12 protein-coding genes are annotated in these 14,614 nt (G+C 55.9%); 8 read left to right on the top strand and 4 right to left on the bottom strand.

Going from position 1 to position 14,614, the window contains the following annotated elements; all coding sequences use genetic code 11:
* Nucleotides 1-38 precede the first annotated feature (38 nt).
* Nucleotides 39-671 carry an N-acetylmuramoyl-L-alanine amidase gene (locus B5E84_RS12215; RefSeq protein WP_242963361.1) on the top strand — a complete coding sequence of 211 codons (633 nt, stop codon included), beginning with the start codon at nt 39-41 and terminating at the stop codon, nt 669-671.
* A gap of 191 nt (nt 672-862) precedes the next feature.
* Here the strand turns inward: B5E84_RS12215 and B5E84_RS12210 are convergent, their stop codons facing one another.
* The 4 genes from B5E84_RS12210 to B5E84_RS12195 all read right to left on the bottom strand — a co-directional run bounded on the left by B5E84_RS12210 (nt 863) and on the right by B5E84_RS12195 (nt 6,102).
* Entirely contained in the window at nt 863-2,464 is a 1,602-nt protein-coding gene (locus B5E84_RS12210; RefSeq protein ID WP_087223127.1) for a recombinase family protein, read from the bottom strand.
* Complete coding sequence (locus tag B5E84_RS12205) at nt 2,431-4,041, bottom strand: recombinase family protein (RefSeq protein WP_242963363.1); 1,611 nt, start codon at nt 4,039-4,041, stop codon at nt 2,431-2,433. The genes B5E84_RS12210 and B5E84_RS12205 overlap by 34 nt, the downstream gene beginning before the upstream one ends.
* On the bottom strand, nt 3,977-5,785 hold the full coding sequence (locus B5E84_RS12200; protein ID WP_087223123.1) for a recombinase family protein: 1,809 nt from the start codon (nt 5,783-5,785) through the stop codon (nt 3,977-3,979). Before B5E84_RS12200 ends, B5E84_RS12205 begins: the two co-directional genes overlap by 65 nt.
* A 92-nt stretch (nt 5,786-5,877) precedes the next feature.
* A complete protein-coding gene (locus B5E84_RS12195; RefSeq protein WP_242963360.1) occupies nt 5,878-6,102 on the bottom strand; it encodes a DUF6870 family protein in 225 nt (74 codons plus the stop codon).
* A gap of 694 nt (nt 6,103-6,796) precedes the next feature.
* Here B5E84_RS12195 and B5E84_RS12190 point away from each other — a divergent pair.
* The 7 genes from B5E84_RS12190 (at nt 6,797) to B5E84_RS12160 (ending at nt 14,612) form a co-directional block, all read left to right on the top strand.
* Nucleotides 6,797-8,377 (top strand): ABC transporter substrate-binding protein, encoded by a 1,581-nt coding sequence (locus tag B5E84_RS12190; protein ID WP_087223161.1) that lies wholly within the window; start codon nt 6,797-6,799, stop codon nt 8,375-8,377.
* Nucleotides 8,378-8,469: 92 nt separating this feature from the next.
* Nucleotides 8,470-9,405 (top strand): ABC transporter permease, encoded by a 936-nt coding sequence (locus B5E84_RS12185; protein WP_087223121.1) that lies wholly within the window; start codon nt 8,470-8,472, stop codon nt 9,403-9,405.
* A 4-nt stretch (nt 9,406-9,409) separates the two neighbouring features.
* Nucleotides 9,410-10,294 (top strand): ABC transporter permease, encoded by an 885-nt coding sequence (locus B5E84_RS12180; protein WP_087223119.1) that lies wholly within the window; start codon nt 9,410-9,412, stop codon nt 10,292-10,294.
* A gap of 16 nt (nt 10,295-10,310) precedes the next feature.
* Nucleotides 10,311-11,321 carry an ABC transporter ATP-binding protein gene (locus B5E84_RS12175; RefSeq protein WP_087223116.1) on the top strand — a complete coding sequence of 337 codons (1,011 nt, stop codon included), beginning with the start codon at nt 10,311-10,313 and terminating at the stop codon, nt 11,319-11,321.
* On the top strand, nt 11,311-12,264 hold the full coding sequence (locus tag B5E84_RS12170; RefSeq protein WP_087223114.1) for an ABC transporter ATP-binding protein: 954 nt from the start codon (nt 11,311-11,313) through the stop codon (nt 12,262-12,264). The genes B5E84_RS12175 and B5E84_RS12170 overlap by 11 nt, the downstream gene beginning before the upstream one ends.
* Before the next feature lie 160 nt (nt 12,265-12,424).
* Nucleotides 12,425-13,123 (top strand): MgtC/SapB family protein, encoded by a 699-nt coding sequence (locus tag B5E84_RS12165; protein WP_087223112.1) that lies wholly within the window; start codon nt 12,425-12,427, stop codon nt 13,121-13,123.
* A 52-nt stretch (nt 13,124-13,175) separates the two neighbouring features.
* Entirely contained in the window at nt 13,176-14,612 is a 1,437-nt protein-coding gene (locus tag B5E84_RS12160) for an NAD(P)/FAD-dependent oxidoreductase (RefSeq protein ID WP_087223110.1), read from the top strand.
* Nucleotides 14,613-14,614: the final 2 nt, after the last annotated feature.

Below are 14,614 nucleotides of genomic sequence, written 5' to 3'. Positions count from 1 at the left end.
TATATTTATTGTAAAAAGTTGCCTTCGGAAGGTTATTTGTGAACAAGACAGTTGCGGAACCGTTGATGGGGCTTGCCCTTCTGCTGGTGGTGTTTTTCGCCGCCAGACATCTGGGCATGATGGAGGCGGCCAGGGCGGAGAGCCAGGCGGCGGCGGAACGGGAGCAGAAGGTGGTGGTGATCGACAGCGGACACGGCGGAAACGATCCCGGAAAAATCGGCGTGGACGAGAGCCTGGAAAAGGACATCAACCTGTCCATTGCCAAGAAACTGAAAGGCTACCTGGAGAGCTCGGACGTGAAGGTGGTTATGACCAGGGAGGAGGACAAGGGCCTTTACCGGGAGAGTGACAAAAAGAAAAAGATGGCCGATATGAAGAAACGGTGCGAGATCATCGCCGATGCCAGGCCGGACGCTGTGGTGAGCATTCACCAGAACAGCTACCACCAGGAAAACGTCTCCGGCGGACAGGTATTTTACTACCGCAATTCCGTGGAGGGAAAACGGCTGGCGGAGCTTTTGCAGGAGCGGTTTTCCTACGTGCTGGGAGAGGAAAATACCAGACAGGCCAAGGCCAACGACAGCTACTATCTGCTGCTGCACGTGAAAGAGCCTATTGTGATTGTGGAGCAGATGGCAAACAGGCAGACTAAAAATGACGATCCAAAATGAAGGAAATGGGAGGAAAAACGGCAGCTGTGAACCGGAAACGGAACACAGCTGCCGTTTTCGCGCCAGAAAACCTCGTCCCCTGCGCCGCGAAAATCCCGGCGGGAGGCGCGCCCCGCGGGGAGGAAAATGGCCGTCTACGAAACTGCGCTCCAGCGCCAGCGCCGGCCGCGGTGCCTCCGTTTGGCGCAGTCTCACGGCTGCCTGGCAAAGTCTAATGGGTCGGCCCCTTTTAAGACGATCCGCAGGGATTTCCGGCTGTCCAGGTAAATGGCCTCCACAAAGGTATCGGTCAGCGGCCGGCCGCAGGTGCTTTCCGTGACCGTCTCCAGCCATTCTTGGAAAGCGGAAATGCCGTCTTCGGAGGAGGCAGACAGAAGGCGTTCCCCGTTTTCGATCTCGGACTGGAGTCTTCGGAGGCGGTCTGCCCGGGCCGCCTTTTGCCGCAGGAAATCCTCATGGCTCATCTGCCCGGCGGAGTAAGCCTCGTACAGCGGAGGAAAACCGGAGCGCAGGGCATTTAGTTCCCCTTTCCATGCCTTAAGCCGGCGGGAAAGCTCTTTTTCGCGGTGTCGGGGGAATTCTGCCCCATTCCAGTCCGCCGCCAGCTGAAACTGGGCCTTTAAAACGGAGCAGACAATGGATTTTAACACATCCTCCTGTATGGATTTGGCGGCGCAGGACTGGTTTTTTGTCTGCCGTGCCCTGGGGCAGTAGTAGGAGGCCCTTTCCGGCTGTTTGGAGCGGCTTTCCCGGCGCAGCCGGTTTCCGCATTCTCCGCAGAAGATTTTACCGCTGAAGGCGGTTTCATTTCCGGCCCGCCCTTTTTTACGGGATGGGGCTCGGGCTTTGATGATCGCCCTGGTTTTCTGAAAGGTATCTGGATCCACCAGGGCCGTGTGGGTGTCCGCGACGATCACAAAATCCGTTTCCGCCTGCCGTTTGAACCGGCGGGAGCCGATGGAAGTCACCTGTACCCGGTTGTTGACGGTGCAGCCGCTCATGGTGGGATCCTTTATGATTTTCAACACGGTGGAACCTGTCCAGCGGCTGTTTTCCATGGTTTCCTCCCTGTACCAGCGGTCCCGGAACCCAAATTCCCGGAAATTGCGCTGGACGGGAGTGGGCACCTTTTTCTCGTTCAGAAAGCCCGCGATCTCAGAGGGCAGTTTCCCCTCCAGCGTCATTTCAAACATGGCGCGCACCCAGGGGGCCGTTTTGGGATCGGGAATCAGCTGATACCGGTTGTCCGGGGAGATCAGATAGCCGAAGGGCGGTTTCGCGGCCACAAATTTTCCCTCCGCTTGCTGCATCCGTTTGACGGACAGCACCTTTTTCGACAGATCCTTGCTGTAAAAGTCATACAGGATATTTTTAAATGCCATATCCAGTCCCGGCGTCTGTCCCGGCGTTTCCCGGCTGTCAAAATGGTCGTTGACGGAAATAAAGCGCACTCCGAGAAAGGGGAAAACCTGCTCGATGTAATTTCCGATTTCTATATAATTGCGGCCAAAACGGGATACGTCCTTCACAATGACGCAGTGGAGGCGGCCGTTTCGGGCCAGGGCGAGCATTTCCTGAAGGGCCGGACGGTTTAAAGTGGTGCCGGAGTATCCGTCGTCCAGAAATTCCCGCAGCCGGTACGCGCCCAGATCTGGGTGGGACTGGATGTAGCCGCGGATCAGCTGGCGCTGGGCGCTGATGCTGTTGCTCTCTGCTTTCTGATTCCCGCTTTTTAAATCCCGGTCTTCCAGGGAGATTCTCAAATATGAAGCGAGGACTCGTCTCTGTTCCATGGCCGGTCACCTCCTTTCTCCGTGGGAACGGGTGGGGGAAATTCGTTTTGGAAGGAAAAGCAGATCTCTATTTCTTTCGGGCCGGAGACCTGGATTTTGGTAATGAGAAGGGTTGCCAGCCGCCTGTTTAATTCTCCCGTTTCCAGAAAATGGCGGAGCGGGGAAATGGCCGGTTCCCGCTCCGGGGCGCCGCTGTGGGGCTCCTGCGGTTCCTGCCGGGTTTGGGGATGTGGGGAAATGGCTTGGGGAGAGGCCTCCCAAACAGGCTCCGGCTCCCGGCGCTGTCCGCGGCAGCGGGCTTTTTCCGCCTGGAACTGTTCCGGGGACAGCCGCCCGTCCGCGTAGTCCCGGTACAGGCTGGCCAGGGCCAGGCCGCGGGCGGTTTCCTGCCACGGCCGCCCTTCGGAATGGGGAGACTGTCCTGGGGCCGGCGTTTGGCCTGGGGAGAAGGCCTGTCTGTCCCCTTTGAGCTCCTCCGGCTCCAAAAACATTTCCGCCAGCTTTTTAAGGGCTGCCGCCGCGGAGGATGTCAGCCTCTCCTCCTGGACGGACACGGCGGGAAAGGGGCTGCCGTCCGGAGATCTTCCCGCCGCCGCGCGGTAGCGGTATCTCATTTCGCCGGTTTTGCTCCAATATCTGGCGCGGTACATGGGGATTCCCGCCTGCCGGCTGTACACCAGGCCGCGAAAGACGTCTTCCGGGGCGGCAGAATCTCCGTGGCTGCCGCACCGCCTTCGGTTTCGCTCCAGCTCCTGAACCTGAAAAAACAGTTCCCGGCTGACGATGGCTTCGTGGGTGTGTTCGCGGACGGTCCACTGGCCGGGGGGCAGCTTTTTCGCAGTTTTTTGGTTGGCGGAGAGATTCTGCCGTTTCTTCCCCTGGGCCAGGTCGCCGGTATAGGTGCGGTTTTGCAGGATGGTCTTGACGGTGGATCGCTGCCAGCTGCTGCGTTTCCACCGCTCATGTGTTACGAGCCCCAGCTCGTAAAGGTATTTCATGGGAGATAAAATTCCCTGACGGTTCAGGGCGTTGGCGATCTCTGTGTTGGAAAGCCCTTCGGCCTTCCAGCTAAAAATCCGCTGGACGGTGGGCGCCGTCTGGGGGTTGACCACCAGACGGCGCGGACAGTCCGGGTCCCGCAGATAGCCGTAGGGGGCCAGGTTTCCGCAGTAGTTTCCCGCGTCTCGCTGGATTTTTTTCGCGGTGGCGATCTTTTTGGAAATGTCCCTGGCGTAGGCGTCGTTGGCCAGGTTTTTCAGCCACAGCACCATGGGCTCAAAGTGGCCGGAGGGGGCGGCGCTGTCATAGAAATCGTTCACGGAGATGAAACGGACTCCATGGAGGGGAAAGACGGTCTCCAGATAGTCTCCGGTTTCAATGTAATTGCGCCCCAGCCGGGATAAGTCCTTTACCACAATGCAGCGGATCTGCCCGTTTTGAAGGTCGTGGATCAGCTCGCTCCACGCGGGGCGGCAGAAACTGGTGCCGCTGAAACCGTTGTCCCGGTAGACCTTAAAAAGGGTCAGCTCCGGCCTTGTCTTTAAGTAGTTTTTCAGGAGGTTCTCCTGGTTTTTCAGCTTTTCGCCGCTCTCGAACTCCTCCGCCGAGAGACGGAGGTAGAGGGCTGTGGGCAGAGGGGATGGGGAGCTGGAGGGCAGGGGTGATTTTGTTTGGGAAAACGGCATGGCCGTCTGCCTCCTTTCTGTCTGCCTGTTTCGGCGCGGGATCTGGATGCCCGTTCCATTCATCCCGGCACCGGAAGACGATTTCCACCTGTTTTTTCGGGAAGACCTTTATGCTGTCTGTGAGGGTCAGGAGCAGAGGGCGGTCCAGGGCCGGGAGGATTTCTCCGGCCTTTTCCTGGTTTGGAAACCCGTCCTGCCATGGCGGCGCCGGTGAGCTGTCCAGGGCATTCTGCCGTCTGGCGTTCAGGACGTCAAGCCGTTTTCTCAGCCCCTGTACGCGCGTTTCATAGGTTTGCCGGAGGGAGAGGTATTCCTCCCGGTCAAGGATTCCCTCCCGGAAGTCTTCGCGTAGGGAACTGCTCAGGCGCTGGTATGTCTCCAGTTTCTGCTTACAGGCATCCACCTGGGAATCCAGGGTTTTTAAGGAGCGCTCCCGTGGGCGGGCCGCCTTTAATTCCTCCTCCATTCCGCTTAGTTGCAGCAGGACGGCGGCGTGCTTCCGGATAATCTGCAGCGTCAGCTGGGAAAGGGCCGTTTCGTTGATGGCGGCGCCACGGCAGCGGGCGCTCCGGTCCCGGTTGTAGCAGCCCCAGTAATGATATTTCCCCACGGTTTTTCTGGAGAGATGGCGTCCGCACAGCCCGCAGACCGCCAGGCCGGAAAAGAGGAGGGCAAAGTCCCGGCCGGCGGGCTGCTGGATCCCGGAGCCCTCCAGCCGTTTTACGAGCCGCGCGCTCTCCGGGGACACGATCGCCTCATGGGTGTGTTCACAGCGGATCCACTGTTCCTTTGGGACGGGGATCTGCCGGCGGATCTTGTAGCTGATCCGGCGGCTTTTCCCCTGAATCAGATGCCCCAGATACTGCTCATCCCTTAAAATGCGGCGGACGGTATAGGTGTGCCACAAAAGTCTGGGGGATGTCTGGAAATGGCAGGAAACCCGCTCCCCGTGGGCCAGCTTGTAGGCGAGGGGAGATGGAATCTCCTCGCGGTTCAGCCATTGGGCGATGGCCCTGTCGCTTTTTCCGGCGATCCGCAGGCGGTAGATGCGGCGAATGATTTCGGCGGCCTCCTCGTCGATCTCCAGCCTGTTTTTGTCCGCGGCGCTTTTTTTATAACCGTAGGGGGCAAAGGCACCGAGGTAGTCCCCCCTTTTTCGCTTTACGTCAAGGCTGGTGATGGTTTTGATGGAAATATCCCGGCTGTAGGCGTCATTCAGCAGGTTTTTAAAGGGCAGAAACATACTGTCCGCGGGGGACAGAGGGGAATGGCTGTCGTAATTATCGTTGATGGCGATAAAGCGGACGTCCAGGTAGGGAAAGATCTGCTCGATATAACGCCCGGCCTCAATATAGTTTCGCCCGAACCGGGACAGGTCTTTTACGATCACGCAGTTGATTCTGCCGTCCTTTATGGCCTCTAACAGTTTCAAAAACCCGGGGCGGTCAAAGCTGACCCCGCTGCAGCCGTCGTCGATGAATGTTTCTTTGATAAAAAGGCCGTGGCTTTCCGCGTAGGAATTGATGTAGGCTCTCTGGTTGTGGATGCTGTCGCTCTCCCGCTTATCGCCGTCCTCCTGGGATACGCGCAGATAAGCGGCGCAGCGGCAGGCTGTTCCCTCATTTTCTGTATACATAGGCTGTTTTCCTGAGTGGGCAGCCGGGCTTTCGCAGGCGCCTGGTTTCCGGGACGGCCTGTGAGGCCGCCTGGAAACACAGGCGCGGCAGGCTAAAAGGCGGAGTTCTCCCGGAAGTATTCCGTCAGCTTCTCCTCAAGGGTGCCGCCGGTGCCGGTGAAGGAAATCCTCACTTTTATGCCGCGGCACAGAAAGCAGTAGGGGTCGTGGATCTGCGCGAGAAAGTCGTTTATCCGCTCCTCCCTGCTTTTTGACGGATCTATGATTACAGAATCAATGTCCACCAGCTCTGTCTGCCCATTTTTCATATCTGCCATGGCTGCCTCCGTTTTTTTCAAGATATGTGGGGCAGAGGTTGTCCTATCACCAAATGAGGTACATCCCTGGCGGCCGTTTCCGGCGTCTCAGGGGCGGGGCCTGGCAGTGGAAACGGGGATTTTGGACTGGGAGAAACAGGCGGCCGGGACGCCGCGGAGCCGACGGATGCCGGGAGGGCGCGGCGGGTGAAAGTGTTTCAGATATGGCGTCGTATTTTGAAAGAAAATGATATTTTTAAAATATTCAGGAAAATTTACAATCTTTGATGAATTTATAGGGAGAAAAGAAAAAAATAGGATTTCCCAGGAGTGATCTTCGGGGGAGTGTCTTCAGTTTGTAATTTGTGTGAAAAATATACAGAAATTTATGGGGAAATTAGTGCATTTGAGAGACAAAAAAGGATAAAAAACGGGGAGGTTTCCTTCGTCAAATGTTACAGAATTGACGATAATTTTACAAAAAAAGACTTGCCATGTTGTGAAAATGATGGTATACTCACATTAATTTGATAAGCGTATGTACACATTGCATAGAGAAGAAGAGCGGCGCAGTGGTGTAAACGTTTCAGGCGATGCTTGGGATGTTTCTCTAGGGCGCTATTTTTATGCCTGTTTTTGTCTGTATTGTATATACGTTTGCAAAAAATGCCTGCGGTCGATACGGCAGAGCAAAAAGAAGATGGAGGAAAACATCATGAAAAAAAGACTTGCATTGTTACTTAGCGTAGCTATGCTGGCCGCTTCCCTTGCAGGATGCGGCGGTGGATCCAGCAGCTCAGGCGGATCCTCTGACGGAGGAGCGACCGGATCCGGTCACAAGGAGTCTCTGATTATCGGTACGGACGCCGACATCAACAATCTGGATCTTCAGAAACAGCAGGACGCTACCAACAACATCATCCTGAAGAATACCCACCAGACCCTGGTATTCTTTAACAATGGTTCTCAGGGCGACGAGCGGTTCGGCCCGTGCCTGGCCACTTCCTGGGAGTTCAAGGATGACACTCACATTGAGATGAAGCTTCGCGACGACGTTCATTTCAACGACGAGGAGAAGACCCCCATGACCGCCGAGGACGTGAAGTTCACCCTGGATATGGCGATGGACAACATGGCGGCTTCCATTCTGACCGGCTACGTTCAGTGTAATGTCATTGATGACTATTCGATCGAGATTGAGATCGAGAGCTACAATAACGAGTTTATCCAGTCCTTATCCTCCGTTCCGTTATCCATTCAGTCCAAGAAGGCTTACGAGAGCGGCGTAGAGGATCCGTATTACATCGGTACCGGCCCCTACAAGTTCGACGAGTGGGTAGAGGGCGAGTACTGCCGTCTGGTAAAGGTAGAGGATTACTGGGGCAACGACATCCCCGAGGGTGAGAACCTGGCTCCCGGCGTGGCCGAGGTCATCGAGTTCCGTCCCTACATCGAGGCATCTTCCCGTGTTATGGCCCTGCAGGCAGGCGAGATCGACGTTTGCGTGAACCCGCCGATCAACGAGCTGCAGTACCTGGAGGAGGACGAGAACATCACCGTATACGAGCAGACCGGAACGCGCCTGTTCTACTTCGGTTTCAATGTGGAGAAGGAGCCGTGGAACAACGAGACCTTAAGACAGGCCGTTGCCTGCGCCATCGACAGAGACGCAGTACTTGAGGCGGCTGTGTACGGCAAGGGTACGCTGCAGACCACCATCTTAAACAGAGGTCTGTGGGGATTCTACGATGACATGGAGGGCTTTGACTACGACGTAGAGAGAGCGAAATCCCTGATGGCAGAGGCAGGATACGCCAACGGCGGCATCACCACCAGCCTTTCCTACGCTTCCGGCTCTCCCTACGAGCAGATCGCGACCATCATCCAGTCCAACTTAAAGGAGATCGGCATTGAGGTAACTCTGGAGCCGATGGAGACGGCGACCTTAAAGTCTGCCTGTGTGGACGGAAGTCATGAGCTGTTCCTCTGGAGATGGAACGAGGACTCCAAGGTTGACTTCGTATACCGCGACCTGTACTACACCGGTTCCGGTTCCAACTATCATCACTACTCTGATCCGAAGGCAGACGAGCTGATTGATACCGTAGCGACGGAGAAGGATCCGGAGCTGCGTCTGGCAGCTGCCCAGGAGCTTCAGGAGTACCTGGTAAACGCTTGTCCGCAGGTTCCGTTATACATCGCGAATCTGGTAGTGGCCTACAATAAGAACCTTCAGGGCCAGTACTTCTACGGCGGCGGAAACCACGATTGGCGTCACGCATACATTGCAGAATAAGCATTCACGAAACCTTGCGGGACACCTCAAACGGTCCCGCAAGTTTTATATGGTAGGTTGTTAATCAACACAGAAAAAGGAGTGGCAGGCAGATGATAAGATACATACTCAAACGACTGATAATGCTGATCCCCGTTATTCTGGTCACCTCATTTCTGATCTTCTGGGCCATGAGCCTGACTGGAGGAGACCCGGCTCTGATGCTGGCTGGTGACAACGCGAAACCAGAGCAGATCGAGGAGATTCGTGAGGAGCTTGGCTTAAATGATCCGTTTATCGTGCGCTACGGCAACTACATGAAGGGGATGCTGACCGGAGATATGGGTCAGTCCTATGTGACCAAGCGTGATGTATTTAAGACCTTTATGGAGCGCCTTCCCAATACCCTGATGTTAGGCGGGGCAGCCGTTTTTATCGCGGTGGTGGTTTCCATTCCCCTGGGCATCTATACGGCGATCCACCAAAATACATGGAAGGATACGGCGGGAATGATATTCGCCCTATTCGGCAACTCCATGCCAAACTTCTGGCTGGGGCTGATGCTAATTATTATATTCTCGCTGAAACTGGGGCTGTTCCCCACAGGCGGCAAAGGCGGGCTGGACAGCCTGGTGCTGCCGGCGGTGACCGTAGGCTTCGGCCTGGCGGCCCTGATCACCAGAACCACCCGCTCCTCCATGCTGGATGTACTGCGTCAGGACTACATGACCACGGCGCGGGCAAAGGGATGTTCTGAGAAACAGGTGATCACCGTTCACGGACTGAAAAACGCCCTGATCCCGATTATCACGGCTATCGGCCTGCAGATGTCCTTAGTAATCACCGGTTCCGTACTGGCGGAGACCGTATTCTCCTGGCCGGGAATCGGACGTCTGGTATATGACTCCATTTCCAAGCGTGATACGCCCATGGTTACCGGTTCTATCATCATGTGTTCCATCCTGATGTGTATCATCAACCTGGTGGTAGACCTGATTTACGCGTTCTTCGATCCGCGTATCAAGGCTCAGTACAGTAAGAAGGGGTGATAGAATGGCACAGGCAAACGAACTGAAAAAACAGTATAAGAAACGTACACTGGCACAGGAGACCTGGCGCCGTCTGGTGAAGAACCCTGGCGCCATGCTGGGACTGGGATTCCTGGGTCTGCTGATTATGGCTGCGGCGTTAAGCCCGTTTATCTTTGACTATGAAGTGGACGTAATCGGACAGAATATGTCGGAGCGCCTGATGGCTCCCGGTGCGGCTCACTGGTTCGGTACGGACGAGTACGGCCGTGACCTGTTCGCCCGCGTCATTTACGGAGCCCGTTATTCCCTGATCATCGGTGTGGGCTCTGTGCTCCTGGGCCTGGTTGTGGGCACCATCCTGGGTTCCCAGGCTGGTTTCCACGGCGGCGTGATCGACTCCATCATCATGCGCGGAATCGACATTTTCTACTCGATCCCCAACATTATGACGGCGGTTGTAATCGTGTCCCTGTTAGGACCCAGCACGGTAAACTTAATGATCGCCCTGGCCTTCTCCTGCGCTAGCAGCTTTGCCAGGATCGTGCGTGCGTCTGTTATGACCATCCGGGATCAGGAGTATGTGGAATCTTCCTATGCCATGGGACTTCCCACCTGGAAGATTATCGTAAAACACATTCTTCCCAACTGTCTGTCCCCGATCATCGTACAGATCACGCTGTTAATCGGTACCACGATCATTTCCGCGTCATCCCTCAGTTTCTTAGGGATCGGCGTTCCGGCTCCGGCTCCTGAGTGGGGTGCTCTGCTGAGCGCGGGACGGGGACACATCCGTGACGCCAGCTATATGTGTATCATTCCAGGTCTGGCTATCATGTTCACGGTGCTTGCCTTAAACCTTCTGGGTGACGGCCTGCGCGACGCACTGGATCCGAAGATGAAGAAATAATCAGGAGGGGAAAGGTATGGCTGAAGATTTAGTTCTTGATATAAAAAATCTGGTAGTACACTATGAGACGGAGGATGCGGATGTCCATGCGGTCAACGGCATTGACATTTCCATCGGAAAAAAGAGGACCTTAGGCCTGGTGGGAGAGACCGGCGCCGGAAAGACCACCACGGCGCTGTCCATCTTAAACCTGGTACCGAACCCGCCGGGAGTGATCAAAGAGGGAGAGATCTTCCTGGAGGGAAAGGATGTGCTGAAAATGTCATCGGCAGATCTGGAGAAAATGCGTGGAAACGATGTGGCCATGATTTTCCAGGATCCCATGACGGCGTTAAACCCGGTTATGACCGTGGGGGATCAGATCGGCGAGAGTATCGCCATCCACCAGAACCTGTCCAAGAAGGAGGCCTTTGAGAAGGCTAAAGAGATGTTAAAGATGGTTGGAATCGCGGAGTCCCGCGCCTACGACTATCCCCATCAGTTCTCCGGCGGTATGAAACAGCGCGTGGTTATCGCCATTGCCCTGGCCTGCAGCCCGCAGCTGCTCATCGCGGACGAGCCCACCACCGCTCTGGACGTGACCATCCAGGCGCAGGTGCTGGAGCTGATGAAAATGCTGATCCAGGAGCAGGAGATGTCCATGCTGCTGATCACCCATGATCTGGGCGTGGTAGCGGAAGTGTGCGAGGACGTGGCAGTAATGTATGCCGGAAGAATCGTGGAGAAAGGCACTGCGGACGACGTATTCAACCATATGCGTCATCCCTACACCGAGGGACTGTTTGACTCCCTGCCCAACTTAAAGCAGAGGGGCGAGGAGCTGGTTCCCATCAAGGGCCTGATGCCGGATCCGTCTGATCTGCCGCCGGGATGCGCGTTCGCTCCCAGATGTCCTTACGCGACGGAGGAGTGCTCCAAGGCGGTTCCGCAGCTTATGCCTGTGGACGGCAGCGAGACCCATTTCGTGGCCTGCAGCGCCTACAATCATCCGGAATTCAGGTTAAGGGGGAACAAAGATGGCAAATAAGACAATCCTTGAGGTTCAGAACCTTACAAAGTTTTTCAATACCCCGGGCGGACAGCTCCACGCCGTGGATGGCGTAAGCTTTAAGATTGAGGAAGGGAAGACCCTGGGAATCGTAGGAGAGTCCGGATGCGGAAAGTCCACTACGGGAAGAACCATTTTAAAGCTTTTGGAGCCCACAGGAGGAAAGATCCTGTTTGACGGCCAGGACATCACAGGCTACAGCCGGAAACAGATGCGTCCCCTGCGCCAGGAGATGCAGATGGTATTCCAGGATCCGTTTTCTTCTCTGGATCCCCGTCAGACGGTGATGCAGCTCATCAGCGAGCCGATCATCGAGCACAAGCTGTTAAAATCGAAAGCGGAGATCGAGGCCCGCACCCTGGAGCTGATGGAGACGGTAGGACTGGCAGAGCGCTATGTGAACACCTATCCTCACGAGCTGGACGGCGGCCGCCGCCAGCGTATCGGTATCGCCCGCGCCCTGGCTGTGCGCCCGAAACTGATCGTATGTGACGAGCCGGTTTCCGCCCTGGATGTGTCCATCCAGGCGCAGATCCTGAACCTTTTGAAAAAACTGCAGAAAGACCTGGGCCTGACCTACATTTTCATCACCCACGACCTTTCCGTAGTAAAATATTTCTCCGATGACATCGCGGTGATGTACCTTGGCCAGATGGTGGAGAAGGCGCCCTCGGACATCCTGTTCCAGAACCCGATCCACCCATACACAAAGGCCCTGCTCTCCGCCATTCCCCTTCCCATCGTGGGCGGGGATAAGCCGAAACGTCAGCTGATCAAGGGCGAGATCACTTCCCCGGTGAACCTGCCGGATGAGTGCCGTTTCATGAAACGCTGCGACTGCGTGCAGGAGTGCTGTAAGAACGGAAATCCCCAGCTTCGCGAGGTGGAGCCCAATCATTTTGTGGCCTGCAGCTGCGTATAGGAGACTGGGCGGGCTGACGTTAGTTGGATAGATAGGTAAGAACAGCCGAATATATTTACGTAAGAGTATGAGAGAAAAGCGTAACAGTGGTAGGCACAGAGCTGGTCTGTGCTCACTTCAGTTACGCTTTTTTTAGTAGCAAGGGGAGGAAAAGAATAGGATGATTGATTCAAGCGTGATTCTGGAACAGTTCCAGCTGCCTGGATTTCTGATGCAGATGGAGTTTGTATTCCGTATTCTTGTGGCCACACTTCTGGGGCTTGTGATTGGAAGTGAGCGGAAAAACAGAAATAAATCGGCGGGAATCCGCACCCACGCCATCGTGGCGCTGGGCTCCGCCCTGATCATGGTGGTTTCCAAATATGGATTTACCGACATGGGAGAACACGCCCAGGACGCGGCCCGTATCGCGGCACAGGTAGTGAGCGGCATCGGTTTCCTGGGAGCGGGAGTCATCTTCGTCCGCAATAACCTGATAAACGGACTTACCACCGCGGCAGGTATGTGGTCCACCGCCGGTGTCGGCCTGGCAGCCGGGGCGGGAATGTACGTGGTAAGCGTGAGCGTGACGGTCCTGATGCTGCTGGTTCAGCTCATTATGCACAAGATCGCCTACTTCGCCAATGTGGCCTCCGGAGGTCTTGTTAAGATGACGCTGATCAAGCGGGAAGGAATCGTACAGGATATGGAGAAGTTCCTGATCGGGGAAAAACTGAGCGTGATCTCTGTGAAGATCAATAAGACAAAGAAAGACGAAGTAAAGCTGGAGTATGACGTTGTGTTCCCGCCGGGGTATCAGAAATCCGAACTGCTGGCCAAGCTGGTGGAAATGGATGATGTGCTGGCTGTGACAGAGTAGACGGAGATGCCTGAAATACAGGTATTGTCAATACAGAGAAGGAGAAAGAAGCATGAGTGGAATGAATTATGATGTGGTGGTAATCGGCGGCGGAGTGATCGGCTGCGCAGTTGCCAGAGAACTTTCCAGATTTCAGTTAAAGACCTGCGTTCTGGAACGGGATGAGGACGTTTGTTCCGGAACCTCCAAAGCCAACAGCGCGATCGTGCACGGCGGTTTCGACGCGGAGCCCGGCTCCTTAAAGGCCCGGTTCAACGTGGAAGGAAACAGGATGATGGGCCAGCTGGCCGAGGAGCTGGATTTTGACTTCAAGCGCAACGGTTCCCTGGTGCTCTGCTTTGCGGAGGAGGACAGGCCGGCCCTTCAGAAACTGTATGACAAGGGCATCGCCAACGGTGTGGAAGGAATGTCCATCATCAGTGGGGACGAGGTGCGCAGCCTGGAGCCCAATGTGGAGGATACGGTGGTGGCTGCCCTTCAGGTTCCCAGCGGCGGCATCGTATGCCCCTTCGGCCTCACCATCGCCCTGGCGGAGAACGCCTGCGAGAACGGAGTGGAGTTCCGGTTCTTTACGGAGGTCCAGAATATCGGAAAGACAGAGGACGGCTACGTGCTGGAGACCAGCAAGGGCCAGATCACCGCGAAATACGTGGTGAACGCGGCCGGTGTTTACGCCGATAAATTCCACAACATGGTAAGTGAGAAGAAGATCCACATCACCGCCAGAAAGGGTGACTACTGCCTGCTGGACAAAGAGGCCGGCGGCATTGTGACCAGAACCATCTTTCAGCTGCCCACCAAGATGGGCAAGGGCGTGTTAGTGACTCCCACCGTTCACGGAAACCTGCTGACCGGCCCCACAGCTGCGGATGTGGAGGACAAGGAGAAGACGGCCACCACGGCGGAGGATCTGGATTCCCTGATGCGGAGAGCCTCCTTAAGCGTGAAGGACATCCCCTTCCGCCAGGTGATTACCTCCTTTGCGGGCCTGAGAGCCCATGAGGACGGGGATGATTTCATCATCGGCGAGGCGGAGGACGCGGAAGGGTTCTTTGACGCTGCCGGCATCGAGTCTCCTGGACTTTCCAGCGCGCCCGCCATCGGCGTTTATCTGGCCGAACTGATCGCGGAAAAGGCGGGAGCCGGGAAAAAGGCAGACTGGAACGGAAAGAGAAAGGGCATTGTGCGTCCGGAGCTTTTAAGCAAGGAGGAGCAGGCGGAGCTGATCCGTCAGAACCCGTCCTACGGCACCATCATCTGCCGCTGCGAGGGCGTCAGCGAGGGAGAGATCGTGGACGCCATCACCCGCACCCTGGGAGCGAAATCCCTGGACGGCGTAAAGCGCCGGGTGCGCCAGGGCATGGGACGCTGCCAGGCAGGATTCTGCACTCCCCGCACCATGGAGATCCTGTCCAGGGAGTTAGGCATTCCGATGGAAGAAATCTGTAAAAACGCACCCGGATCCGAGATGCTGACCGGTCAGAAATAGGA

It is taken from the genome of Lachnoclostridium sp. An14 (genome assembly GCF_002160755.1).
Classification (GTDB): domain Bacteria; phylum Bacillota; class Clostridia; order Lachnospirales; family Lachnospiraceae; genus Lachnoclostridium_A.
The sequence above is the reverse complement of the archived record's forward strand: the minus strand, read 5'-3'. Positions and strand labels throughout refer to the sequence as shown.